Genomic DNA, 23,225 nt, shown 5'->3' on the forward strand with positions numbered 1-23,225 from the left:
CAGCGCATGGACTCAACGCTCACGCGCTCGCAGTACGTCCGCTGGCGCAATGCGATCTTCGCGATCTTCCTCGCCAGCGGCGTCTCGATCGCGACCTGGGCGTCACGCGTGCCCGACATCAAGAGCGCACTCGACATCAGCAACTCGCAGATAGGGCTGCTGCTGCTCGGCATGGGCGTCGCGTCGATCATCGGGATCTCGACCGGCCCTGCCGTGATGGCGCGCACGGGTGCTCGGCGCGGGATGCTTTCCACCATGATCCTGCTGTCGATCGGGCTGGCGCTCGTCGGCGTCGGGACGACCGTGTTCGCCGCGTTCCCGATCGTGATCGTCGGCCTCGCCCTGTTCGGCTTCGGCAACGGCGCTCTGGACGTGATGATGAACGTCGAAGCCACCGCGATCGAGCAGGAGGCCGGCAAGACGATCCTGCCGCTGTTCCACGCGTTCTTCAGCTTCGGCACCGTGATCGGCGCCGGCATCGGGTGGGTGGCGACCAATGCGCACCTCTCGGTCGTACTGCACGCGGCCGTCGTGGCGACGGCGATCCTCGTCGCCGCGTTCGTGTGCATCGCGAACGTGCCGAACCGCGAGGCCGTGCTCGATCCTCAGGAGCCGGGCGAGAAGCCGCACTGGCGCGAGCGGATGCACGTCGCGCTGTCGGCCTGGCGCGAACCGCGCACCTACGCGCTCGGCGTCGTCATGCTCGGGATGTCGTTCGCCGAGGGCGGCGCCAACGACTGGCTCGCGCTCGGCACGGCGGAGGACCACGGCGGCGGCACGGCGATGGGCGCCGCGGCGCTCACCGTGTTCTCGGTGTGCATGACGACCGTGCGCATCTTCGGCGGGCCCCTGGTCGACCGGTTCGGCCGCGTGCTCGTCCTGCGAACGCTCTCCGTCGCGGCGGCAGTCGGCATCCTGCTCTTCATCCTCGCCCCGTCGCTCCCGCTCGTGTTCATCGGGGCTGCGCTGTGGGGGATCGGCGCGTCGCTCGGGTTCCCCCTCGGCATGTCGGCCGCTGCGGATGACCCGGCCAAGGCCGCTGCCCGCGTGAGCGCAGCGGCGACGATCGGCTACATCGCGTTCCTCGGCGGGCCTCCGGTGCTCGGCGTGATCAGCGAGCACATCGGCCTGTTGAACACGCTGTTCATCCTCGTCGCGCTGGTGGTCGCATCCGGTCTGTTCTCCGGCGCGGCCAAGCCGCTGGCGACGAAGAGCGCACCCGCCACGACGAAGTAGGCTCGTCTGCTCGCGCACGTGGGCGACGGCCACGAGCCGCTCAACCGGACGATCCGCAGATCGGCATCCTGGGTGAGTCAGCGCAGCGGGGTGAAAACCTGCTCGGCCACTCTCGGCAACGCCCGGATGAGACGCGCGATCAGGAAGGCGATGGCGCCGGTGACGACTTTGTCGACCAGAGAGACGGTGAGATTGGTGCCGCTGACGGCCAGCCAGGGCCCGAGGCCGCCCTCCTGAAGGTGCGCGAAGAGCACATCGAGCCCGCGAGCGACGTGTCCGTTGTAGTACAGCATCGTGATGGGCACGGCGACGGCCGACGTCGCGATGGCGACCACGGCGCTCACGGCCAGAAACCGCGGCAGCGTGTTGCCCCAACCCCGCCGGACCCCGTAGCCCCAGATCAAGCCCGCGAAGATCATGGTCACCGCGAACAGGGCACCGCCGACCTGGAACTTGAGAAGTTCCACGACGACGAAAAGCACCCCGACGAGAGCGGCCAGCCACGGCCCGCCGATCAGCGCCACGACAGCCGTCCCCACCATGTCGACGAAGAAGACGTCACCCAGCAGCGGGTTGAAGAACTTGCCGGTCGCGTTCAGGAGGAGCCCGCCCGTGACGAGCGCGACGATGAGCGCCGGCGTGGTGCGATGCACGCTGGGGATGATGAACGCCGAGGCACCGATCGCGTCAGGCGTCGGACGGCTCTCCGGGACCAGCCGGGCCGCTTGAGCGACCCGCGCACGCCACTCCTCCGCTGTGTCGGCATCGCCGTCGAGCGCGCGCACGATCTCCGCGACGAGCTGAGCGTTCAGCCGCGCACGCCCGGGGCGGAAGACATCCGCGACCGTCGTGTGCGCGATCCGGGCCGTTGCCGGAGCGAGGCCATTCTCTTCGCGTTGTCGCGTGATGCGAGCGGCAAGCTCTCGGTACGTGACGCCACGAGATTCGCGCAGGATGCGGAGCTCCTCGACGATGGAGTTGAAGCGGGCCGACGCCTTCTGAGCGCGCACGTCCTGTTCCACGACCACAGCATAGTGCGAACGCCGGCCAGTCCTCAGCGAGCCGGCCGCCCGCGCCGTGCCCGGTCGGCCGCCCACTCGGCCTCGCGCTGTCGCTGGCGCTTCTGCTTGTCCCGCTCGAGGGCGACACTCAGCTCGGCGCGCAGGCGCTGGAAGCGCGCATCGAGCTCCGCCTTCTTTTCCTTGCCGGGATACCCGAAGGCGCGGTAACGCTCGGAAGCCTCGGTCCACTTCGCCCACCGATCCGTGAGGTCCGACCCGTGCGCGATCCGTTCCAGGACGAACAGTGCGTGATCCATATCGCGTGCGATGCGATCGCGGTGCTCCTGCGCACGCTGAATCGCATCCCCGAGCTTGCGGAAGTACTCCGCGCGCAGGCTGGAGAACTCCGCCGCGAGGGCATCGTTGTGCTCCTTCCCGGCGTATCCGGCCTGGAAGAACTCCCCGCCCAGCGCCTTCACCTGCGCCGTCGCCGGTCCGCCAGGCTCTCCGCCGAGCAGGAGGCGGAGCTGTCCGATCAGAGTCTTCTTCCGCCGCTTCGCCTCGTCTTGTTCACGGACGCGTGCGGGTGACGCGGGCGATGCTGTGGTGCCGCCCGCCCCCCGTCCACGGGCGGCACCACTCCCCGACTCCCTCGCCGCGAAGAACTCCGCGCGCGCGTTGCGATACGCGGCGCGGGCGGCGGAGAAGTCCCCCCAGATGCGCTGCCGATCTCTCGGATCAGCCGGTGCACCCAGCGTCTTCAGGTCTGATTCCAACTCACGCAGTCGTTGCTCGCCATTTCGCCAGTCGGCGGCGGCACGCATCGCAACGACCCGCGCGATGATCGCCTCGTACGCCGACACGTTCGACATGCATCGACTCAGCGGTAGTAGTTCGAGAGAACCGCGGACTCGAAAGCCGCGTACTCCATCTGGGCACGCTGCGCGTCCTTTGCCGCTGCCTTCGCGACAGACCCGGCGATCATGTTCCCGACGAGCCCACTGACCATGCCGCCTCCCGCGGACAGCTCGTTGGCCAGCCCCATCTTGCCCCCGCGCGACGCCCCATCCTTGCTCCAGACGCCATTGTCGGGCGACCAGCTGATGCCATGCGGCGTCTTGATGACGTCGATCTTCACCCAGTAGTTCTTGACGGTCTTCAGACGCGCGGTGAAGTTGGCCTCAACCTCCTGGCGCCGCTTGTTCGCCTTCGACGTGACTTTGTGCTTGGTCAGCATGCCGGCCGCGATCGCATCGTTCTTCACGGACGTGAGGATGGCGACGACATCGTCGTCCCCACCGGACGCCGCGGCGATCTGGGTGACCTCGGCGGCGGTCACGGGCGGGACGGCCGGGGCCTCATCGAGCGGTGGGTGGAAGTGATCGGTCCACTGATCTCCATCCCAGTACCGCTGACGACCGGGGTGCTGTTCGGCGGGATACCAGCCGGCGGGGCTTGTTGTCATTTTGATGCCTTTCGGTGATCTGATCGGGAGAAAAGGGGAGAGGGTTGCGTCACGAGACGTATCCGAGCGGGTGGATGCGAGCCGGCGCGAGCTGTGGAAGCAGCGCGAGGATCGGCCGCTGGTAAAGATCTGCCTCGAATGTGAGGCGGGAAAGATCCTCCTGCGCCCGACGATGCTCGATCTCGGCGGCCTGGAGATCGGCGTCGAGTTCGACGATGCGATCGGTGGCGGTCGCTACTGCCTGCTGGGCTGCCTGTCGCGCCCGTGTGACGTCCGACAGTTCCCGCTCCGCGCGATCGCGCGCACGCTCGCTCTGGTCTTGCGCGATTCGCGCGTGATGATCACGGATCTGCTGTGCGGTGACCGCCTCGCGCTTTGCCACCGCGCGCCGTTCGGCCGCGTGGCCGAAGGCCTTGACGAGCCACACGACGAACAGAATGCCGAAGACGACTGCCGACGTCCCGGCAATGAACGCGATAGGCGGGTTCGCACCCGCGAAGGCCATCAGCAGCACCGTGACGATCAACGCCACGAAAGGTCGCAAAAACGGCTGGAACCCACCTACGACATTCGGCGTGTGCTCGATTGTCGCCGTCGCGGCAGGGAGCATCCGGTAGGCGGCGGCCGCTGCCTCGGCGCGTGCGACCGCCTCGACGGCGCCTTCGCGCTGGCGTTCGAGTTCGCGAACGTCCTCTCGCATACTCGCGAGAGTGAGGCGGGCGAGGTCCGCCGCCGCCCGTGTAGACGATACGGAGATTGCTGCCGCATCCAATCGCTGTGCGATACCGACGCGGGCATGCTCCACGACAGTGGGGAGTGCGGTGCGGACCCATCCGTCGTAGCCGATCATCGCCTGCGGGATGTCAGCCGGTTCGAGATTGGGGCCGAAGCCGTCGTCTCCCGATGCGGTGATGAGTCGCTGAATCTCCCGTCGCGCGTGAACCGGGCTCGAAGGATCGGAGGCGACGATCTCCGCAGCCTCTTCCGCGCCGGGAACGCCCGCCTGAATCGCCACGACCGCCAGCTCCGGAGCGAGAGTGAACGCGTGAATGAGATCGCCTCGCGTCCCACGATGGACGGCGCGGATCAGGAGAAGCTCCGCGCACGTGGGCGCGACCCGCAACGCGCTGTCGAGAGCGCGCCCCACCTCGTCGGCCTGGTCGGGTGTCGCGACTGAGCGCAGCAGAATCGCGGCACTCGCGGCCAGTGAACCCCATCTTTCGTCAGCCGTGGAGTACTTGATGGCCGAGACCAGCGACGCGAACGCCGCAGCCGGTTCGTTCAGCGCGGCCTGGGCGACACCGAGTGCGTAGCGGGGCGCCGGATTGGTCCGATCCTTCTCGATCGCGAGTTCGAGCTCGGGAACCGCGTCATCGAGCCACCCCTGCCCCAGCGACATGACCCCCCGCCGGTAGTGTTCAGCGGCGGCGGTCGTCAGAGGCTGGGCGGTCATCGTCGCGATGTCGCCGAGAACGGCTGTCTGCTCGATCACCCGCTGCCCCACCAGCTCGAACCCGCCGTGGGTGATGCCAGCGATCACGTTCAGGTTTCGCTCGAGGGTCTCCAGTCCCTCGCTCACGGTCTGCTGGACCCGGAGGAAGCCGAGATCCAGCGAATCGCCGAGCCGGTCGTTCAGAGCATCCATCGAGGCGCCCAGATCGGCGACGGCATGCGTCGTATCCCGTTGCGCCGCGACCTGGCGGTCCGCAGCGTCCGCAACAGCATGCTGCGTCGCCAACGCCGTCTCGCGGACGGCGTTGGTCTGCCGCTCTGCGGCCTCGATCTGCCGCCGCGCAGCCTCGAGTTGGACGCGGCGACTGCGCTGCGCTTCGACAGCAATGAGGGCGCCCGTCGCTGCAGCGTCGGCGTGGGCGCTCTCCACGATGTACTCAGCCCACTCCGGTCTCGGCATGCCCCCCATTCAAGCGAGCCACTCGAGCGCATCCCCGCCCGTACGCCCGTTCCCGGACAACCCCGGACAGCGCACCCGGCACGATCACCGGACGAAGTAGGCTCGTCGGGTGCGCCTCGTCATCGCCCGCTGCTCCGTGGACTACACGGGCCGCCTCAACGCCCATCTGCCCCTCGCCACGCGTCTGCTCGTGCACAAGGGCGACGGGTCGCTGCTGGTGCACTCCGACGGAGGCAGCTACAAGCCGCTGAACTGGATGAGCCCACCGTGCACCCTCACCGCCGAGGAGCCGGGCGAGGAAGAGGCGAGTGCGGGTGTCATCGACGTCTGGCGCGTGACCCACAAGAAGACCGGCGATGCGCTGCGCGTGCAGATCTACGAAGTCCTGCACGACTCGGCGCATGAGCTCGGTATCGACCCCGGCCTGCAGAAGGACGGCGTGGAGGCCGACCTGCAGCGCCTGCTGGCCGAGCAGGTCTCGCTCATCTCGGACGGGGCGACCCTGGTACGCCGCGAGTACCCGACGGCGATCGGTCCCGTCGACCTGCTGGTTCGGGATGCCGCGGGCGTGGCCATCGCGGTCGAGGTCAAGCGCCGCGGAGACATCGACGGCGTCGAGCAGCTGACCCGCTACCTCGAACTCCTGGGGCGCGACCCGCACCTGTCTCCTGTGCAGGGCGTCTTCGCCGCCCAGGAGATCAAGCCCCAGGCCCGCGTTCTCGCCGAGGACCGCGGCATCCGCTGTCTCGTCCTCGACTACGACGAGATGAAGGGCATCGAGTCCGGCATCCCGCGATTGTTCTGAGCGCGCGCCCATAGGCTGGACGCATGCTGCACTCCCCCTATACCTGCGTGCTCTGGGACGTCGACGGCACGATCGCCGATGCGACGCCCGGCATCTTCCCCCGGCTGCTCGAAGTGTACGAATCGTTCGGGCTGCCCGCGCCGGAGGCCGCCCAGCTGTCGCGCTGGGTCGGCCCGCCGATGTTCGAGTCGTTCCAGAAGCTCGCCGGCCTCAGCCCCGAGCGGGCCGGTGAGGCGCTGACCGCCTATCGCGCTCTCGCCGCGCGCGACGGTTACGCGGCGTCCGTCGACATCTACCCCGGAGTCCCCGACGTGATCCGCGACGTCGCCGCTGCCGGCATCCCGCAGGCGACAGCGAGCACGAAGCCGGAGAACCAGGTCCGCGCGATCCTCGAGCACAACGGACTGCTCGGTCTGTTCACCGCGATCTCCGGTGCGCGCGCCGGGGAGCTCGGACGCAGCGACGGCAAGAGCGACGTCATCCGCTGGGCGCTCGAGCGTCTCCAGGCTGCCGGCGCCGACACCTCGCGACCCGTGCTGATCGGCGACCGCTTCCATGACATCGAGGGCGCAGCGGAGTTCGGGATCCCCGTCATCTTCTCCGAGTGGGGTTTCGGCGAGGATGCCGAGGGCGAACCGGCCGCGTTCCGCGCGGTCGACGCTGCCGCTCTGCGCTCACTCCTGCTCGTCGAAGAAGCCGCTTAAGCCACAGCACTCCCCGGGCGAGGGCACGCAGATGACGTGCTCCCGCTCAGGGAGTGCTATGTGTATCTGCCTCAGAGAGGGCGGATGTTCTCGGCCTGCAGGCCCTTGGGGCCCTGCGCCACATCGAACTCGACGCGCTGGTTCTCGTCGAGGGAGCGGTAGCCGCTTGACTCGATGGCTGAGTAGTGCGCGAAGACGTCGGCGCCGCCGTCATCGGGGGAGATGAAGCCGAAGCCCTTCTCCGAGTTGAACCACTTGACCGTGCCTTGGGTGCTCATGTACTGCCGTTCTGCTGGAATCTCGCCGGGGTGCCCCGACGAAGCCCACATTATCTGCGGGTCGCTCCAGCGGAACCGCTGCGACCAGAAGGTAACCCAAATGTTGCAAGAACGGGAACGGCCCTCACCGCGGGGGGAGCGGTGAGGGCCAAAGACGACCGGAGGGTGCGTCAAAGACAGCCTATATCCAACTGCAAGCGTTTGTCCCCCATATGGGGGACAAAGATCAGGATTTCCGCCGCAGCCCCTTCGCGACCTTCCTGGGCCACCAGATCCGGTCGCCCAGAACCCCGAACAGCGCGGGCACGATGACGGTGCGGACCACCAGGGTGTCGACCACCACACCCACTCCGACGATGAGCCCGAGCTGTCCGAGGGTGACCAGCGGCAGCACGCCGAGCGCGGCGAACACCGCGGCCAGCACGATCCCGGCGCTGGTGATCACGGCGCCGGTGTGCGACACCGCCTGCACCATGCCCTCGCGGGTGCCGCGTGTCTCGGCCTCGGCGCGGGCGCGGTGCACGAGGAAGATCGTGTAGTCGATGCCGAGCGCGACGAGGAAGAGGAACGCCAGCAGCGGAACCTGCAGATCGAGCGCCGGCTGGTCGAACAGCACGCGACTGAACCACGACCCGACGCCGATCGCGGCAGCGGCGCTCGCGAGGTTCACCAGCAGCAGTACCACAGGAGCGACTATCGACCGCAGCAGCACCAGCAGCACGATCAAGCTGACGGCGAGCACGAGCGGCGCGATCAGCAGCAGGTCCTGCTGGTTGCCGGCACGGGCGTCGAGATCGGTGGCGACCGCGCCGCCGACGAGCGCATCGGCGTCAGGGATGTCGTGCACCACGTCGCGCAGCTCCGCGACGAGGTCGAGACTCTCCGTGGTCCCCGGTGCGTACTCGCCGGTCACCATGATCCTGGTCAGCGCACCGTCGTCGGTCTCGCCGGTCGGATGCGCCCGCACCACGCCGCCGAGATCGGTGACGGCGTCCACGACCTCGTCCGCCTGATCGGATGCGGCGACGATGAAGATCGGCTGCGACTCCCCAGGGGCGAAGTGATCGGTGAGGACCTCGAGGCCGACGGCCGACTCGGACTGCACGCGGAACTTCTCCGCCTGGTCCAGGCCGACCGACGTTCCGAGCAGTCCTGTGGCCATGACGGCGAGAAGCGCGAGTCCGCCGACGAGGCTCACGGCAGGGCGCTTCATGACGCCCGACGCGATGCCATGCCAGACGGATCCTCGGCTCGGAGCCGCATGACCCGCGGAATCGGCGGTCGGCTTCGGGACGAACGGCCAGAACACCCTGCGCCCGCACACCGCGAGCAGCGGCGGCAGCGCGAAGAGCACTGCGGCGAGCGCGATGAGCAGGCCGACGGCCGATGAGATGCCCAGCCCGCGCGTACCAGGGATGACGGCGAGAGCGAGGGTCAGCAGCGCGAGCACGACGGTGACGTTGGATGCCACGATCGCCGGAACGGTCTTGCGCCAGGCCGCGCTCAGCGCGGCTCGGTGGTCGTCGTTCACGGCGAGCTCCTCGCGGTAGCGCGAGATGAGGAGGAGCACGTAGTTCGTCCCGGCGCCGAAGACGAGAACGCTGATGATGCCGGCATCGAACTGCAGGTCGAGCCACGATCCCACAGCTCCCGTGACCTTGGATGCCAGCTGATCCGCGAATGCGACCACGACGAGCGGAAGCAGCCAGAGGATCGGCGAGCGATACGTGATGATCAGCAGCAGCGCGACGATGAGGATCGTCACGATCAGCAGCGTGAAGTCCGCGCCGTCGAACGACGAGGTGATGTCTGCGCCGAAGGCCGGGCCGCCCGTGACCTGAAGTGCGAGCCCATCGATGTCCGGCAGCGATCCGCGCAGGTCCTTCACGATGTCGGCGGTCTCGGCGTTGTCCTCGCCGACGTTGATGGGCGTGACGATCACCGCGGCGTAGCCGTCGTCGCTGACGCTCGGCGGCGACGGCTCCAGGCCGGTGTGCTCGTCGAGCGCGGGCACGAGATCGTCCAGGGCGTCGATGTCGGATGCCGTCAGCTCACCGGCATCCGCCCGCGAAGCCACGATGATGACCGACTGCTCGTCGGCATCGGGGAACTCGTCCAGCAGCGCGCTCACGCGACTCGACTCCGAATCCGCCGGCCCCGTCTCATTGTCGGACGGCGCATCGATCCGGCTGAACAGGCCGAACAGGGCGACGAAGGCGATGAGGACGATGCCGAGGGACACCCAGGCACCTCGTCGAGAGGTGAGCCGGTCTGGAAGGCGCGTGCGCGTTGCTGTCATGATCTCCAGCCCACCAGCGTGTGGCGATCCGAACATCGCTCAAAAGGTTGAGAATGGCGAATCGCCAGTGGGGCTCTAACCGCAGGCCGCGCGCCCGTCAACCCCTTCGCGCGATCCGTCGGACCGTGCCAACGTGTCTGCCACGGATCACCTGATCCCCGACGAAAGGAATGGATCAATGGGCATTGGAGACAAGGCGAAGCACACCGCAGAAGACATCGCCGGCCACATGAAGGAAGCCGCCGGCAAGGCGACCGACAACGAGAAGCTCGAAGCCGAGGGCAAGACGGATCAGGCCAAGGCCGATCTGAAGAAGGCCGGCGACGACGTCAAGGATGCTTTCGACAAGTGATCTGACAGATCATCCGTTCCGAGACGACGAACGTGACCCGTTTCGGTATCGAAGAGGAGTTCCAACTCCTTGAAGAGAACACTCTTGTTCCTCTCCCGCTGGGCAGCGCCGCACGTAGGGCGCTGCCCAGCGGCGTGGGTACTGTCGGCAAGGAGTTCCTCACCTCGCAGGTCGAGTTCTCCACCACTCCCGTGCTGACTCTGAGCGCCGCCCGCGAGCAACTGCGCGCATTCCGCCTGGCACTGGCATCGTTCGCGCGAGACCACGGCGCGGTCGCCATCGGATCCGGCACACCTTTCGGCATCGGACCGGAGGCATCGGTTTCGACATCCGAGCGCTACGGCACGGTCGCGCACTGGCTCGGCCACATCGTCGACGGCCACCACGTCAACGGGCTGCATCTGCACGTCGAGCTGCTGGACGATGAGGCACGAGTGAGGGCGCTGAACGCCGTCCGCGCCTGGATGCCGGTTCTGCTCGCCGTGACGGGCAATTCCCCGTTCGCCGACGGGCGCGACACCGGGCATCACAGCTGGCGCACCGTGATCATGAGACGGCTGCCGCTGACAGGCTGTCCTCCCCACTTCCGAGACATGGGGCACTACCGTGCGACGGTGGACCGTCTTGTCACGCAGCACGTGATCCCCGATCTGGCCTCGGTCTGCTGGGCTGCTCGTCTGTCGGAGACGTATCCGACTGTCGAACTGCGCATCTTCGACGCTCAACTCACGACAGAGGACGCCCTGCTGTGCGCCGCCCTCGGTCGTGCTCTGGTCGAGTCGGCAGCTGACATGGATGTGCCGATGCGCGACGGCGATGCCGTTCAGGCTTCGCTGTGGGCGGCAGCACGGGAGGGTCTGGATGCCACCCTCGTGGATCCGTTCAGCGGTGATCTCATTCCTGAACGGCAGGCGGTGAGCCTGCTGATGCAGGTGATCACCCCGGCGCTGACCGCGAGCGGAGATCTGGCGTTCGCGGCAGCGCATCTGGATCGGATCCTGGAGGCGGGGACCGGAGCCCAGCGCCAGCGCGACGCGTATGCGGAAGCCGGCATCCCCGGCCTCCGCGCGCTGCTGAGAGGTTGACGCCGCGCGTGAGGGCGTCAACCTCTCGTCATCAGACCGCGAAGTGCACGATTCCGCTGGCGAGCAGCGAGAGCACGGTCGTCCAGCCGACGATCGCGACGGCCTGCCAGATCAGCACGCGCGCCTTGCTGACGCCGATGGCGGCGAGCATCGTCGCGGTGAACTGCGTCGGCAGCAGCAGCGGGCCGAGCAGGCTCACCCCTGGAACGCCGTAGCGGTCGAGCGCCCGCTGGAACTTCTGCTTGCGGGCCGTCTTGCGCGCGTTGTCGTCCTCGATCGGGATGCCGGCGGCACCGGCATCCGCGACTGGGCGGCCGTCAGCGCCGACGAGCGCACCCGCGCGGCGACGGCCGACGACCGCGGCACGGGCCTTCGAGCTCAGCAGCACGAGGAGCGCGACACAGAGGAAGTTGCCCACGATCGCCGCGATGGCTGCGATCACAGGAGGGATGCCGCCGAGGATGCCGATGGTCGCAGCGCCCTCGCCCTCGATGAAGGGCACGGCGCCGGCGAGGGCGACGATGAGCGGCTGGACCAGTTCGGGCACCTGGGCGACGAGGTTCTGGAAGGTCTCGATGAGGTTCATGAGTACAGTCCAGCCGGTGCCGCGGCATCCCAGAAGTGTCGGGCTGTCACCTCTCTCCCGGAGCATCGCACGCCCGATGGGTGACATCTGTCACGCCCATAGGCTGAGGGCATGAGTACAGTCCCGCCCGGCTCCGCCCTCCCAGAGGTGATCGGTGCACGCCGCCTGAACCAGGGCATAACGGCGACCTGGTGGTACACCGTGTCGGGCGTCATGGCCTTCCAGGTGATGGTCGTATTCGTCTGGTTGAGCATCTTCGGGGGTCTGGGCTTCGACTTCGCAACGCTCGCCGTGATCGGCATCGGCGGCCTCGTCTGGTGCGCGGCGAGCTTTCCGCTGCTGCTGCAGTACCGCCACCGCGACGACGCCGCTGGCCCGGTCGCCGGCTGGCGCGGCATCCTCATCCCCATTGCGGTCGCGATCGCGTTCGGGGTTGTGACCGGCGTCCTCAGCGGACTCTGGCTCGTCGGGACGCTGCCTCTCATCCAGTCGCTTGCACTGCTGAACTGGCCGCGCGGCGTCCGCGTACGGCTGCTGCTCGTGGCGATGGTCGTGCTCGCCGCACTCTGGTTCATCGACCTGCGAACGGCGTTCGCCGACGCCGACGCCGAGGTGGTCGGCGCCTGGTGGGTGTTCGGTTTCATCGGCGTCTCCCTGCCGGTGATGGCCGTGATGTCGCTGTGGTGGTGGGACGTTCTCGTCACGCTCGACAGGGCCAGGGCGTCCGAAGCGCGCCTGGGGGCGATGCAGGAGCGGCTGCGGGTCGCCACCGATGTTCATGACCTGCAGGGTCACCACCTGCAGGTCATCGCCCTCCAGCTCGAATTGGCAGAGCGGCTGCTCGACAAGACAGGGTCTGAAGACGAGAACCGCGATGCCGCGCTGCAGCAGCTCCGACTCGCGCGTGCGAGCGTGGCCGAGGCTCGGCAGGGGACGCGCGACCTCGCGATGCGCTTCCGCGGCGTGCCGCTTCCGGACGAGATCGCCAATGCCGTCGACCTCCTGCGCGCGGCAGGGACGACGGCGGATGCCAGGGTGTCCGCCGATGCGGCCCACGCGCCGGCATCCGTCCTGGGGCCGGTCATCCGCGAGACGACGACGAACGTGCTGCGGCACGGCGGCGGACGCTGGGCTCGTCTGTCCCTGGCGCGCGACGGCGATGCATGGCGGTATGAGATCGCGAACGACGCGGCATCCGACAACGGGGTTTCCGGCGACGGGTCTGGGTGCGACGGGTCTGGCGGGTCGGGGCTCGACGGCATCACCCGGCGGATCGCGGAGGCAGGCGGCGAGGTGCGCGTGGAGCGCAGCAAGAGCGAGTTCCATGTGATCGTCACGGTTCCGGATGCTGCGACCGAAGCGGAGGCATCGCGATGATCCGGGTATTGCTCGCGGACGATGAGGCGATGATCCGCTCGGCGCTGGCCGCGCTGCTGCGACTCGAGGACGACATCGACGTCGTGGCCGAGTGCGCTGACGGGCTGCAGGCCGTGGCGATGGCGGAGAAGCTGCAGCCGGATGTCTGCCTGCTCGACCTGGAGATGCCGGGTCTCGACGGCGTCGAAGTGGCCGAGCGCCTGAGCCGCTCGATCACCGCGCGGTGCGTGGTCGTGACGAGGCATGCGAGGCCGGGCGTGCTGCGGCGAGCGCTGGCATCCGGAGTCGCCGGCTTCCTCCCGAAGTCGCGCGGTGCCGACGAGGTCGCGGAGGTCATCCGCCGCGTCGCGGCAGGCGCGCGCTACGTCGACCCCGAGGTGGCAGCGGATGCCCTGAGCGACGAGCGCTGCCCGCTGACCGACCGTGAGCTCGACGTGCTGCGAGCGGGTCGGCGCGGCGAGACGACGGGGCAGATCGCGCGCACGCTGTCGCTTGCTCCCGGCACGGTGCGCAACCACATCTCGGCCGTGCTGTCGAAGCTCCACGTCGCGACGAGGCAGCAGGCGGTGCTCTTGGCCGAGGAGCGCGGCTGGATCTGATCCGACACCAACTATCGGGTGCCGGCGACACTCGGACATCAGGCTGGAGTGCGAAGGGAGATCACGTGATCGCAGAGCTCAACCACCTCATCGAGACCGTCGAGGCGCACCTCACCGAGGATGTCGACATCGACGGGCTCGCCACGCAGGTCGGGACGACCGAGTATCACCTGCGCCGGATGTTCTCGTCGCTCGCCGGCATGCCGCTGTCGGAGTACATCCGGCGTCGGCGCATGACCGTCGCGGCGGCTGACATCGTCGCTCCGGATGCCGGGTCCGGCGAGCGGATGCTGGACATCGCGGTGCGCTACGGCTACGGCTCGACCGAGGCGTTCGGCCGGGCGTTCCGCTCGGTGCACGGCGCGAGCCCTGCCGAGGTCCGAGCCGATGGCGGTCCCCTTCGATCGCAACCGAAACTCAGGTTCCGCCTGACCGTCGAAGGGAACAGTTCCATGGACACCCGCATCACCCACCGCCCCGACTTCCGCCTAGTGGGGCATGCCGCTCGAGTGCCGCTCATCCATCAGGGCGTGAATCCGAACATCCAGGCGCATATCGCCGGCATCCCGGCATCCGAGCACGCTCGCCTGAAGGCGCTGTCGAGCACAGAACCCGCCGGCCTGCTGCAGGTCAGCGCCGACGTCGACCCCGATTACACCGAGGGGAGTGAGCTCACCTATCTGCACGGAGTGGCGGTGGATGCCGCGACCGCTGTGCCGGAGGACCTCGATGCGATCGAGGTGCCGGAGAGCGACTGGGTCGTGTTCCTCACGTCCGGCGCCTACCCCGCTGCGCTGCAGGACGCGTACGCGTCGTCGGCGACGGACTGGTTCCCTTCGAACCCGTGGCGCCTGCGCCCTGGTCCCTCGATCGTGGCGGTTCTCGAGCGCGCCGACGACTTCAGCACGGCGACGACCGAGCTCTGGATGCCGGTCGAGCGCGTGTGACCGGCCCCGTAAGATCGCCTCAGTGGTCGAGTCAGAGGTGCGACCGTGGCTAGAGGTGAGAACGTGTCGGATCCGCTCGCGCGCAGCGCGTCCAGCGATGGCGAGCTCCTTTTCCGCCTCTCGCGCGGTGACGAGCCGGCATATCGACTGCTGCACGACCGCCACCAGGCCGCCGTCTTCCACGTCGCGCTCCTCCTGTTGCGCTCCACTCGGGACGCCGAAGAGGTCGCGGCCACCGCATTCTTCGAGCTGTGGCGCAAGCGGGACAAGGTGCGAGTGGTCGACGGGTCCGTTCTGCCCTGGCTGATCGCCGCGGCCTCTCGCACTGCGAAGAACGGTGTCCGCTCGCGTCGGCGCTACCGAGGACTGCTCAAGCGAATCCCTCACGCTGGCGAGGTCACCGACCACCCTGATGAGGCGGCGAGCGCGATGGACGCGCTGAACGTCTCGCACCACGTTCGCAGCGCTCTGCTGCAGCTGAGCGCTCGAGACGCGAGCGTCGTCGTTCTCTGCGTCGTCCAGGGACTGTCGACAGCCGACGCCGCCGTGGTGCTCGGTGCTTCAGAGGGCACCGTGAAGGCGCGGCTGTCTCGCGCGAGAGCCCGGTTGCACGCAACGCCGGATCGCCATCTGCCACGAGCAGAGGAGGCGAGCGCGTGAACCGTCCCGTCGATGGAATGCCTCACCACCGCGAGGTGCAGAACCTCCTCATCGAGCAGATGCGCGGCGACCTGTCCCGTCCGAGATGGTGGAAGACGCTCTGGGGCCGACTGACGATCGCCGGTGGCCTCCTCGCCATCGCCGGTTCGGGTATCGCCGCCGTCGTCCTCCTCAATGAGGCGCCGGTGAGCGAGACCGGCATCGTCTACTGCCTCGAAGGTCCGTACCGAAACGCCGACGGCACGCTGTCTGGAGCCGCGGCCAGTGTCGCCACCCCGGACGGGGTCGTCGCCATCGAGGATGCTGAAGCGCTCTGCACTCAGATGTGGGAGGCCGGCGCCTTCGCAGGCAACGACGAGCTGGACGCGACTCCGACCCCCGGAGTCGCACCGGCGGAGTTCACGACGTGCGTCACGGATGCCGGAGAAGCGGCGGTCGTACCGGGGAGGATCGAATGCTCCGTGCTCCGGCTGCACCCGTATCGGGGATAGCGCTCCCCCGTCGACCCTGCACGACCCGAACGGCCTGCGCATGCGAATGGCCCCCGTCCTGGAATCCCAGGTCGGGGGCCATTTCACTCGCGTGCGCGAGGGGGGACTTGAACCCCCACGTCCATAAGGACACTGGCACCTGAAGCCAGCGCGTCTACCATTCCGCCACTCGCGCGAGCGTCTCGCTCCGAAGAACTCAACTTCACGAGGATATCACGCACTTTCACCGGCGCAGAACGTGCGGCCGGGGCCGCAAAGGGGCGCGTACCCAGGTGGTCTGGCTACGATGTTGCTACCGCCGCCATGCCAGAGGAGCCCAGTGGGACTACTTGACAGCTTTGAGAAGGGTCTTGAGCGCGCCGTCAACGGCGCTTTCGCCAAGACCTTCCGCAGCGGCATCCAGCCGGTGGAGATCGCCTCGGCGCTGCGCCGGGAGGCCGACATCAAGGCCGCCGTCGTCAGCCGCGACCGCATCATCGTGCCGAACAGCTTCGTCGTGCGCCTGAGCGGCGACGACTACGACCGGATGCACGCCCTCGGCGGTGCGCTCACCGACGAACTCCACGCGCTGGTGACCAAGCACGCCAAGGCGCAGGGGTACAGCTTCTCCGGACCCGTCTCGATCGCGCTCGAATCCGACGAGAAGGTCGCCACCGGAACAGTGCGCGTGAATTCCGGCACGATCGAGGGCCGCGTCAGCTGGCAGGCCGTGATCGACGTCGACGGTCGCCGGCACTCGCTCTCACGCGCGCGCACGGTCATCGGTCGCGGCAGCGACGCCGACATCACCATCGGGGACGCCGGTTCCAGCCGCAAGCACGTCGAAGTCCTATGGGACGGCGAGCGCGCCATGATGCGCGACCTCGGATCCACCAACGGCACCAAGGTCAACGGACAGAAGGTGCGCGAGGCGCCTCTGCCGAGCGACACGACCATCACGATCGGTCGCACGGACCTCGTCTTCCGCGTCGTCGCGGTCGCCGCAGAAGGGGCCGCACGATGAGTGAACTCGTCCTCCTGCTGCTGCGCATCGGCTTCCTGGTGCTGCTGTGGTTCTTCGTGTTCGGCGTCGTCTACTCGCTGCGCGCCGACCTGTTCGGCGTGAAGGTGCGCAAGCTCCCCGCCGAGGCAGCGAGCGGCACTCCGGTCGCCGCCGCTCCGGCACCGGCATCCAAGCCCAAGCCCTCCCCGCGAGACGGCTCCGCCGCCACCACGAGCAGCGTCGCGAAGCTCGTGATCACTTCCGGACCGAAAGCCGGGCTCGAACTCCCTCTGGGTACAGAGGCCATGACGATCGGCCGCTCCAGCGAGTCGGGCCTCGTCATCCGCGACGACTACACCTCCAGCCACCACGCACGCCTCCTGCTGCGGGGCGACACCTGGGCCATCCAGGACCTCGACTCGACCAACGGAACCTTCCTCGGCGGCAAGCGCCTGGGCAGCGCTCCGGCGCCCATCAGCATCGGCGACACGGTCAAGGTCGGCGCCACGACCTTCGAGCTGCGGGCCTGAACCCGGCATGGTCTTCGAAGGATCCGCCTCCGCGATCTCCCACACCGGGAAGGTCCGGTCCAACAACCAGGACTCCGGTTACTCCGGAGCGAACCTGTTCGCCGTCGCCGACGGCATGGGCGGGCATGCCGGTGGAGACGTGGCATCCACCATCGCCATCCAGCACCTCGAGCAGCTCGACCAGGCGTTCTCCTCGACGGACGACGCGCAGGCCTCCCTGCAGGCGGCGGCGACGACCGCGGCGGGCGACCTCATCCGCGCAGCGAAGGAGCAGCCGGAGCTCGCCGGACTCGGCACCACCGTCAGCGCGATCATCATGGTCGACGACCACGCCGTCATCGGCCACATCGGCGACTCGCGCATCTACCTCTATCGCGACGACGAGCTGACCCAGATCACCGCGGATCACACGTTCGTCCAACGCCTGGTCGACTCGGGCCGCATCACGCCCGAAGAGGCCCGCTACCACCCGCGTCGCTCCGTGCTCATGCGCGTGCTCAGCGACATGGAACACGACCCGGAGCTCGACATGTTCGTCATGCCGACGCTCCCGGGCGACCGCTGGCTGCTGTGCTCCGACGGGCTCTCGGGTGTCGTCGACGAGACGCACATCCTCAAGGCGATGCGCATGGGCCTCGCCCCGGGCCGCACCGCCGACAACCTGCTCAAGCAGGCGCTCGACGGCGGCGCACCGGACAACGTCACGATCGTGCTCGTCGAGGTGGGCGGCCTGCACCCGCTCTCCTCCGGCACCCCCACCATCGTCGGAGCGGCGTCCACTCCGTCCGGCGTCCTCATCCCGCCGACCCGTGCCCCCAGGACGAGCTGGCTGCACCCGGTCCGACAGGCCGCGAACGACCCATCGCACTTCGAGCCAGCCGCCGACTACCTCGAGGAGCTCATCGAGGAGGACCGTCGCCGGGCCAGACGCCGTCGCATCGGCTGGGTCGCCGCCCTCGTCGTCGTCATCCTCGCGCTCACCGGCGCCGGCATCCTCGCCTACAACTGGACGCAGACCCGCTACTTCGTCGGCGCCGATGAGGACAGCGTCGTGATCTTCCAGGGCGTGCAGCAGAACATCGGACCGATCTCGCTGTCGACCGAGCTCGAGGACACCGGCATCCTCCTGGCGAACCTGCCGGCATACCAGCGCGCCACCGTCGAGCGGACGATCACCGCCCGCTCACTCTCGGACGCCATGGCGATCGTCGACCGGCTGCGCGCCGGAGAAGAGGCCGTCACGGGCGAGACGGCGACCCCGTCGCCGAGCCCCACCCCGACGAGCACCCCGCAGAGCGCCCCCGCGAGCACCGACGAGGAGGTGATCGGATGAGCGCCGACGTCGCCGCCGACACCGCCGTCATCAAGGCGCTCAAGCGGATGCGGATGCCGCAGACCCAGCGCAACCGCGAGTTCTGGCTGCTGCTGTTCGCCTGCGCGATCAGCGGCGCAGCCCTCGCACTCGTGCAGCTCGGCGCCCTCGGCCTGATCGACCCGTTCATCCTCTTCATCGGCGGCGGCCTCGCCATCCTCGCCTTCGCCCTGCACTTCGTGCTGCGCGCCGTGGCATCCGACGCCGACCCGTTCGTGCTGCCGATCGCGACGCTGCTCACAGGCCTCGGCATCGCGATGATCTACCGCCTCGACATCGCCGAGCACTACACCGGCTGGGCCGCTTTCTCCACCAAGCAGTTGGCGTGGACGGCGATCTCGCTCGCCGGTGCGATCACGATCGTCATCCTGCTGCGCAACTACCGCATCCTGTTCCGCTACACGTACCTGTTCGGGCTCGCCGGCATCCTGCTCCTGCTGCTGCCGTTCATCCCCGGCCTCGGGGTCGCAGAGGCCAACGCGGATGTCTGGGTCTCGATCGGCGGGATCTTCTCGTTCCAACCGGGTGAGATCGCCAAGATCTGCCTGGCGATCTTCTTCGCCGGCTACCTCGTGCGCACCCGCGAGAGCCTCACCTCCGTCGGCAAGCGATTCCTCGGGATCACGTGGCCGCGCATGCGCGAACTCGGCCCGGTCATCGTCGTCTGGCTGATCTCGCTGGGCATCATCGTGATCCAGCGCGACCTCGGCACCGGAATGCTCATCTTCGGCCTGTTCATCGCGATGCTCTACGTCGCCACGGGCAAGACGAGCTGGGTTCTCATCGGCCTCGGGATGGTCGCGGCCGGCGTCGCCGCGGCGACCCAGATCCTCCCCTATGTGCACGGACGCTTCACGAACTGGCTGTACGCCTTCGACCCAGAGGTCGTCGACCCGAGGGGCCCAGGGTTCCAGCTCGTTCAGGGCATCTTCGGCCTCGCCCACGGCGGCCTGATCGGCACCGGCCTCGGCCAGGGACGCCCCGACATCACTCCCCTGGCCGAGAGCGACTACATCATCCCGAGCCTCGGCGAAGAGCTCGGCCTCATCGGCCTGTTCGCGATCCTCTGCCTGTACATGGTGTTCGTCAGCCGTGGCATCCGCATCGGCATCGCCGGTCAGGACGACTTCGGAAAGCTCCTCGCGACCGGGCTGTCGTTCACGATCGCGCTGCAGGTGTTCATCATGGTCGGCGGCGTGACCCGCGTCATCCCGCTGACCGGTCTGACCACGCCGTTCCTCGCGGCCGGCGGATCCTCACTCGTCGCCAACTGGCTGATCGTGGCACTGCTGCTGCGGATATCCGACGGCGTGCGCCGCCAGCCCAGGGTGGTGATCGGCTGATGACGAAAGAGATGCGCCGACTCAGCATCGTGATGCTGTTCATGTTCCTGTCGCTGTTCGTCGCGACCAGCTGGATCCAGGTCGTCGAGGCCGACAACCTCGGCCAGGCAGACGGCAACACCCGTTCGCTGCTGGCCAGCTACGAGATCCAGCGCGGATCGATCCTCGTGGACGACTCCCCTATCGTGTCCTCCGTCGCGTCCGACGACGAGTACCGCTACCAGCGCGAGTACGTCGATTCGCCGATGTGGTCGAGCGTCACCGGGTTCTTCAACCCGGCGCTGCAGTCTTCGACCGGCATCGAGAACGCATTCAACGCCGACCTCTCGGGCACCGGTGCGAGCGCCTTCCTCGCCGAGATCGAGCGGATCGTCTCCGGACAGCCGCAACGCGGATTCAGCATCGAGTTGACCTTGGATGCCGCGGCCCAGCGCGCCGCGTACGAGGCGTTCGGCGACAAGCAGGGCGCAGCGGTCGCGATCGAGCCGTCGACGGGACGCATCCTCGCGATGTACTCGACGCCGGGATACGACGCGAACGAGCTCGCCGTGCACAGCGCGACGCAGGCTGAAGAGGCGTACAACGCTCTGGATGCCCTCAAGCCCAACCCGCTCATCAACAACGCGACCGACGACGTCAACCCTCCCGGATCGACGTTCAAGGTGCTCGTCGCCGCGGCGGCGTACGCCACCGGCGAGTGGACGCCCGAGTCGACGCTCCCCAATCCTGCTCGCTACACCCTCCCCGGATCCAACAACCAGGTGCGCAACGCCTGGGGCGGCACGTGCGGATCCGGCTCCACCGTGACGATCGCCGAGGCCGTCAAGCTCAGCTGCAACATCCCGATGGCAGAGCTCGCCGTTGAACTGGGCAGCGAGACGATCTTCGATATCGCGGAGAAGTTCGGTTTCAACCAGGAGTTCACCACGCCGCTCCCCGTCGCCAAGTCCAGCTACCCCCGGGTCCTCAACGACCCGCAGACGGCGCTGACCGGATTCGGTCAGGGGCAGGTGACCGCGACGGCGCTGCAGGTCGCGATGATCTCGGCCGGACTCGCCAACGACGGCCTGGTCATGAAGCCGAGACTGGTGGATGCCGTGATCGGCAACGACCTGTCCACCGTGCGCGAATACCCGGACGAGGAGTTCGGCCGTGCCGTCGAGGCCGGTGTGGCCGACGATGTGACCGCAGCCATGGTCGCCAGCGTCACGGATGGCGCGGCTCAGGGTGCAAGAATAGACGGGGTCGAGGTCGCCGGTAAGACGGGGACGGCCGAACACGAACCAGACGATCCGTACACACTGTGGTTCACCGGTTTCGCACCGGCGGACAACCCGCAGATCGCGGTGGCCGTCGTCGTGGAAGACGGCGGCGGGATGGGACAGTCGGGCTCCGGTGACACACTCGCCGCCCCGATCGCGAAGAAGATCATTGAGGCGGTGCTGAACAAATGAGGCCGACGCAGGGTGTGTCGTTCGGTGGTCGATACGAGCTTCAGTCGCGTATCGCGATCGGCGGTATGGGCGAGGTCTGGGAAGCGACGGATCACGTCATCGGACGTACCGTCGCCATCAAGATCCTCAAGGACGAGTACATGGGGGATCCCGGATTCCTCGAGCGATTCCGCGCTGAAGCGCGGCACGCCGCCCTCGTCAACCACGAGGGCATCGCGAGCGTCTTCGACTACGGCGAGGAGAACGGCTCCGCGTTCCTCGTCATGGAGCTCGTCCCGGGCGAGGCGCTGTCGACAGTGCTCGAACGCGACGGCTCGTTGAGCGCGGACAAGACCCTCGACATCGTCGCGCAGACGGCATCCGCTCTTCAGGCGGCGCACGCCGCCGGTCTCGTGCACCGGGACATCAAGCCGGGAAACCTGCTGATCACCCCGGACGGCCGCGTCAAGATCACCGACTTCGGCATCGCCCGCATCGCCGACCAGGTGCCGCTGACCGCGACCGGTCAGGTCATGGGAACCGTGCAGTACCTCTCCCCCGAACAGGCATCCGGTCACCCGGCCTCCCCCGCGACCGACACGTACTCACTCGGCATCGTCGCGTACGAGTGCCTCGCAGGCAAGCGCCCGTTCACCGGTGAGTCGCAGGTCGCGATCGCGATGGCGCAGATCAACGAGCAGCCCCCGCCGCTGCCCGTCACCGTGCCGATCCCGGTGCAGAACCTCGTCATGGCGATGATCGCCAAGAAGCCGGCCGACCGCCCGTCGTCCTCGGCGACGGTGGCGCGTGCGGCTCAGGCGCTGCGTCGCGGCGATCTGAACTCCGCGGCGATCGCCGTGCCGGCGATCGCCGGTGCAGCGGCCGGGGATGACGCCACCCGTCTCCTGACCGCCTCCGGCGATGACGGCACGACGCGCATCCTGCCGACGACCGCGCAGCTGCCGACCGATGAGGTCGTAGAAGGTGAAGACGGCAAGAAGAAGCGCAGCCCGTGGACGTGGCCGCTCATCGCGCTGATCGTCCTGCTCGTGATCGTTCTCGCCGGCACTCTGTTCGCGCTGCTGAACCAGAACGAGCCGGACGCCGGCCCGTCGACGCCACCCTCGACCACAGCATCCAAGACGCCGTCGAACACGCCGTCGCAGACCCCGACCCCGACGGAGACCCGCATCAGCGTCGACGGCCTGGGACTGGTCGGTCTGTCGTGCGACGACGCCATGGCCAAGGCCAGGGAAGCCGGGCTCGCTCCGGTCTGCGAGACCGGGTCCACGGCGGCGTCGTCCGACGCGCAGGTCGGCACGGTCGAGTCCGTCAGCCCCCGCGGCGACCTGGAGCAGGGAGCGCCCATCACGCTCACCCTGTTCGGCGACCGCGTGCAGCTCGGCAGCCCGCAGAGCGCCCCGACCATCACCGGCGACCCGAACACCGGCACCGTCGTCACGCTGAACTGGACCAACTTCACCTGCCCGAGCGGCACCGGCACCCTCAGCGGATACAAGGTCGCGATCACCAACGCGACCTTCGACGACGGCAGCACGGCACGTGCGTTCGACCCCGGCGTGCGCAGTGCGCCGATCACGCTCGGCGCAGAGGGTCTCCAGGCCACCGCCACGTACACGGCGCTGTGCTCGGGCGGCGACGAGCAGCGCGAGTCCGACCCGTCTCCGCAAATGAGCGTCCCGATCGCCGCAGCACCGGCCGAAGAGGGCGGCGGCGCCGAAGGTGACGCTCAGCAGGGCTGAAGTAG

The 23,225-nt window shown here is 68.2% G+C and carries 23 protein-coding genes and 1 tRNA gene; 16 read left to right on the plus strand and 8 right to left on the minus strand.

The window, feature by feature from the left end; genetic code table 11:
- Positions 1-6 precede the first annotated feature (6 nt).
- The gene (locus tag LQZ87_RS13690; RefSeq protein WP_230104002.1) at positions 7-1,236 is read left to right on the plus strand and encodes an MFS transporter; all 1,230 of its coding nucleotides are present in this window, start codon (positions 7-9) and stop codon (positions 1,234-1,236) included.
- Between the two features lie 77 nt (positions 1,237-1,313).
- Here the strand turns inward: LQZ87_RS13690 and LQZ87_RS13695 are convergent, their stop codons facing one another.
- From LQZ87_RS13695 to LQZ87_RS13710, 4 genes are read right to left on the minus strand one after another with little or no spacing between them, the layout of a single operon-like run.
- On the minus strand, positions 1,314-2,258 hold the full coding sequence (locus LQZ87_RS13695) for a helix-turn-helix transcriptional regulator (protein ID WP_230104003.1): 945 nt from the start codon (positions 2,256-2,258) through the stop codon (positions 1,314-1,316).
- 32 nt (positions 2,259-2,290) lie between these two features.
- A complete protein-coding gene (locus LQZ87_RS13700) occupies positions 2,291-3,109 on the minus strand; it encodes a hypothetical protein (protein WP_230104004.1) in 819 nt (272 codons plus the stop codon).
- Between the two features lie 8 nt (positions 3,110-3,117).
- Positions 3,118-3,702, minus strand: a complete 585-nt coding sequence (locus LQZ87_RS13705; RefSeq protein ID WP_230104005.1) for a DUF2510 domain-containing protein — start codon at positions 3,700-3,702, stop codon at positions 3,118-3,120.
- A gap of 49 nt (positions 3,703-3,751) precedes the next feature.
- A complete protein-coding gene (locus LQZ87_RS13710; protein WP_230104006.1) occupies positions 3,752-5,614 on the minus strand; it encodes a hypothetical protein in 1,863 nt (620 codons plus the stop codon).
- 109 nt (positions 5,615-5,723) lie between these two features.
- On the opposite strand from LQZ87_RS13710, the gene nucS reads away from it, so the two are divergent.
- Together nucS and LQZ87_RS13720 are read left to right on the plus strand one after the other, a co-directional pair.
- Positions 5,724-6,419 carry an endonuclease NucS gene (gene nucS, locus LQZ87_RS13715; RefSeq protein ID WP_230104007.1) on the plus strand — a complete coding sequence of 232 codons (696 nt, stop codon included), beginning with the start codon at positions 5,724-5,726 and terminating at the stop codon, positions 6,417-6,419.
- 23 nt (positions 6,420-6,442) lie between these two features.
- The gene (locus LQZ87_RS13720) at positions 6,443-7,123 is read left to right on the plus strand and encodes an HAD hydrolase-like protein (RefSeq protein WP_230104008.1); all 681 of its coding nucleotides are present in this window, start codon (positions 6,443-6,445) and stop codon (positions 7,121-7,123) included.
- 71 nt (positions 7,124-7,194) lie between these two features.
- On the opposite strand, the gene LQZ87_RS13725 is transcribed toward LQZ87_RS13720, so the two are convergent.
- The gene (locus tag LQZ87_RS13725; RefSeq protein WP_046014597.1) at positions 7,195-7,401 is read right to left on the minus strand and encodes a cold-shock protein; all 207 of its coding nucleotides are present in this window, start codon (positions 7,399-7,401) and stop codon (positions 7,195-7,197) included.
- Positions 7,402-7,627: 226 nt separating this feature from the next.
- On the minus strand, positions 7,628-9,700 hold the full coding sequence (locus LQZ87_RS13730; protein ID WP_230104009.1) for an MMPL family transporter: 2,073 nt from the start codon (positions 9,698-9,700) through the stop codon (positions 7,628-7,630).
- A gap of 178 nt (positions 9,701-9,878) precedes the next feature.
- On the opposite strand from LQZ87_RS13730, the gene LQZ87_RS13735 reads away from it, so the two are divergent.
- Together LQZ87_RS13735 and LQZ87_RS13740 are read left to right on the plus strand one after the other, a co-directional pair.
- Positions 9,879-10,052 carry a CsbD family protein gene (locus LQZ87_RS13735; RefSeq protein ID WP_230104010.1) on the plus strand — a complete coding sequence of 58 codons (174 nt, stop codon included), beginning with the start codon at positions 9,879-9,881 and terminating at the stop codon, positions 10,050-10,052.
- Between the two features lie 32 nt (positions 10,053-10,084).
- Positions 10,085-11,137 (plus strand): YbdK family carboxylate-amine ligase, encoded by a 1,053-nt coding sequence (locus tag LQZ87_RS13740; protein WP_230104011.1) that lies wholly within the window; start codon positions 10,085-10,087, stop codon positions 11,135-11,137.
- Between the two features lie 31 nt (positions 11,138-11,168).
- Here LQZ87_RS13740 and LQZ87_RS13745 read toward each other — a convergent pair whose 3' ends face one another.
- A complete protein-coding gene (locus LQZ87_RS13745) occupies positions 11,169-11,723 on the minus strand; it encodes a small multidrug efflux protein (RefSeq protein ID WP_230104012.1) in 555 nt (184 codons plus the stop codon).
- A gap of 111 nt (positions 11,724-11,834) precedes the next feature.
- Here LQZ87_RS13745 and LQZ87_RS13750 point away from each other — a divergent pair, with 111 nt between their 5' ends.
- The 5 genes from LQZ87_RS13750 to LQZ87_RS13770 all read left to right on the plus strand — a co-directional run bounded on the left by LQZ87_RS13750 (position 11,835) and on the right by LQZ87_RS13770 (position 15,797).
- Entirely contained in the window at positions 11,835-13,100 is a 1,266-nt protein-coding gene (locus LQZ87_RS13750) for a histidine kinase (RefSeq protein WP_230104013.1), read from the plus strand.
- Positions 13,097-13,699 carry a response regulator transcription factor gene (locus LQZ87_RS13755; protein WP_230104014.1) on the plus strand — a complete coding sequence of 201 codons (603 nt, stop codon included), beginning with the start codon at positions 13,097-13,099 and terminating at the stop codon, positions 13,697-13,699. Before LQZ87_RS13750 ends, LQZ87_RS13755 begins: the two co-directional genes overlap by 4 nt.
- 65 nt (positions 13,700-13,764) lie before the next feature.
- The gene (locus tag LQZ87_RS13760; RefSeq protein WP_230104015.1) at positions 13,765-14,646 is read left to right on the plus strand and encodes an AraC family transcriptional regulator; all 882 of its coding nucleotides are present in this window, start codon (positions 13,765-13,767) and stop codon (positions 14,644-14,646) included.
- 63 nt (positions 14,647-14,709) lie between these two features.
- The gene (locus tag LQZ87_RS13765) at positions 14,710-15,306 is read left to right on the plus strand and encodes an RNA polymerase sigma factor (protein ID WP_230104016.1); all 597 of its coding nucleotides are present in this window, start codon (positions 14,710-14,712) and stop codon (positions 15,304-15,306) included.
- Positions 15,303-15,797: a hypothetical protein gene (locus LQZ87_RS13770; RefSeq protein ID WP_230104017.1), complete on the plus strand. Its 495-nt coding sequence runs from the start codon at positions 15,303-15,305 to the stop codon at positions 15,795-15,797. The genes LQZ87_RS13765 and LQZ87_RS13770 overlap by 4 nt, the downstream gene beginning before the upstream one ends.
- Before the next feature lie 92 nt (positions 15,798-15,889).
- Here the strand turns inward: LQZ87_RS13770 and LQZ87_RS13775 are convergent.
- Positions 15,890-15,972, minus strand: a tRNA-Leu gene (locus LQZ87_RS13775).
- A gap of 144 nt (positions 15,973-16,116) precedes the next feature.
- Here LQZ87_RS13775 and LQZ87_RS13780 point away from each other — a divergent pair.
- From LQZ87_RS13780 to LQZ87_RS13805, 6 genes are read left to right on the plus strand one after another with little or no spacing between them, the layout of a single operon-like run.
- Complete coding sequence (locus LQZ87_RS13780) at positions 16,117-16,800, plus strand: DUF3662 and FHA domain-containing protein (RefSeq protein ID WP_230104018.1); 684 nt, start codon at positions 16,117-16,119, stop codon at positions 16,798-16,800.
- Complete coding sequence (locus LQZ87_RS13785) at positions 16,797-17,309, plus strand: FHA domain-containing protein (protein WP_230104019.1); 513 nt, start codon at positions 16,797-16,799, stop codon at positions 17,307-17,309. The genes LQZ87_RS13780 and LQZ87_RS13785 overlap by 4 nt, the downstream gene beginning before the upstream one ends.
- Before the next feature lie 7 nt (positions 17,310-17,316).
- Complete coding sequence (locus LQZ87_RS13790) at positions 17,317-18,642, plus strand: PP2C family serine/threonine-protein phosphatase (protein ID WP_230104020.1); 1,326 nt, start codon at positions 17,317-17,319, stop codon at positions 18,640-18,642.
- The gene (locus LQZ87_RS13795; RefSeq protein ID WP_230104021.1) at positions 18,639-20,024 is read left to right on the plus strand and encodes an FtsW/RodA/SpoVE family cell cycle protein; all 1,386 of its coding nucleotides are present in this window, start codon (positions 18,639-18,641) and stop codon (positions 20,022-20,024) included. The genes LQZ87_RS13790 and LQZ87_RS13795 overlap by 4 nt, the downstream gene beginning before the upstream one ends.
- Positions 20,024-21,478 carry a penicillin-binding transpeptidase domain-containing protein gene (locus LQZ87_RS13800; RefSeq protein WP_230104022.1) on the plus strand — a complete coding sequence of 485 codons (1,455 nt, stop codon included), beginning with the start codon at positions 20,024-20,026 and terminating at the stop codon, positions 21,476-21,478. The genes LQZ87_RS13795 and LQZ87_RS13800 overlap by 1 nt, the downstream gene beginning before the upstream one ends.
- The gene (locus tag LQZ87_RS13805) at positions 21,475-23,220 is read left to right on the plus strand and encodes a protein kinase (RefSeq protein WP_230104023.1); all 1,746 of its coding nucleotides are present in this window, start codon (positions 21,475-21,477) and stop codon (positions 23,218-23,220) included. The genes LQZ87_RS13800 and LQZ87_RS13805 overlap by 4 nt, the downstream gene beginning before the upstream one ends.
- The last annotated feature ends 5 nt before the right edge of the window (positions 23,221-23,225 follow it).

Origin of the sequence: Microbacterium sp. Bi121, from assembly GCF_918698005.1 — a bacterium.
GTDB lineage: Bacteria > Actinomycetota > Actinomycetes > Actinomycetales > Microbacteriaceae > Microbacterium.

What these genes read in the sequence shown, in the direction of transcription:
- LQZ87_RS13705 (WP_230104005.1), bottom strand. Translation starts at nt 3,702, where the DNA reads ATGACAACAAGCCCCGCCGGCTGGTATCCCGCCGAACAGCACCCCGGT.
- LQZ87_RS13720 (WP_230104008.1), top strand. Translation starts at nt 6,443, where the DNA reads ATGCTGCACTCCCCCTATACCTGCGTGCTCTGGGACGTCGACGGCACG.
- LQZ87_RS13805 (WP_230104023.1), top strand. Translation starts at nt 21,475, where the DNA reads ATGAGGCCGACGCAGGGTGTGTCGTTCGGTGGTCGATACGAGCTTCAG.
- LQZ87_RS13790 (WP_230104020.1), top strand. Translation starts at nt 17,317, where the DNA reads ATGGTCTTCGAAGGATCCGCCTCCGCGATCTCCCACACCGGGAAGGTC.
- LQZ87_RS13795 (WP_230104021.1), top strand. Translation starts at nt 18,639, where the DNA reads ATGAGCGCCGACGTCGCCGCCGACACCGCCGTCATCAAGGCGCTCAAG.
- LQZ87_RS13730 (WP_230104009.1), bottom strand. Translation starts at nt 9,700, where the DNA reads ATGACAGCAACGCGCACGCGCCTTCCAGACCGGCTCACCTCTCGACGA.
- LQZ87_RS13755 (WP_230104014.1), top strand. Translation starts at nt 13,097, where the DNA reads ATGATCCGGGTATTGCTCGCGGACGATGAGGCGATGATCCGCTCGGCG.
- LQZ87_RS13710 (WP_230104006.1), bottom strand. Translation starts at nt 5,614, where the DNA reads ATGCCGAGACCGGAGTGGGCTGAGTACATCGTGGAGAGCGCCCACGCC.
- LQZ87_RS13735 (WP_230104010.1), top strand. Translation starts at nt 9,879, where the DNA reads ATGGGCATTGGAGACAAGGCGAAGCACACCGCAGAAGACATCGCCGGC.
- LQZ87_RS13800 (WP_230104022.1), top strand. Translation starts at nt 20,024, where the DNA reads ATGACGAAAGAGATGCGCCGACTCAGCATCGTGATGCTGTTCATGTTC.
- LQZ87_RS13785 (WP_230104019.1), top strand. Translation starts at nt 16,797, where the DNA reads ATGAGTGAACTCGTCCTCCTGCTGCTGCGCATCGGCTTCCTGGTGCTG.
- LQZ87_RS13745 (WP_230104012.1), bottom strand. Translation starts at nt 11,723, where the DNA reads ATGAACCTCATCGAGACCTTCCAGAACCTCGTCGCCCAGGTGCCCGAA.
- LQZ87_RS13690 (WP_230104002.1), top strand. Translation starts at nt 7, where the DNA reads ATGGACTCAACGCTCACGCGCTCGCAGTACGTCCGCTGGCGCAATGCG.
- LQZ87_RS13700 (WP_230104004.1), bottom strand. Translation starts at nt 3,109, where the DNA reads ATGTCGAACGTGTCGGCGTACGAGGCGATCATCGCGCGGGTCGTTGCG.
- LQZ87_RS13725 (WP_046014597.1), bottom strand. Translation starts at nt 7,401, where the DNA reads ATGAGCACCCAAGGCACGGTCAAGTGGTTCAACTCGGAGAAGGGCTTC.
- LQZ87_RS13750 (WP_230104013.1), top strand. Translation starts at nt 11,835, where the DNA reads ATGAGTACAGTCCCGCCCGGCTCCGCCCTCCCAGAGGTGATCGGTGCA.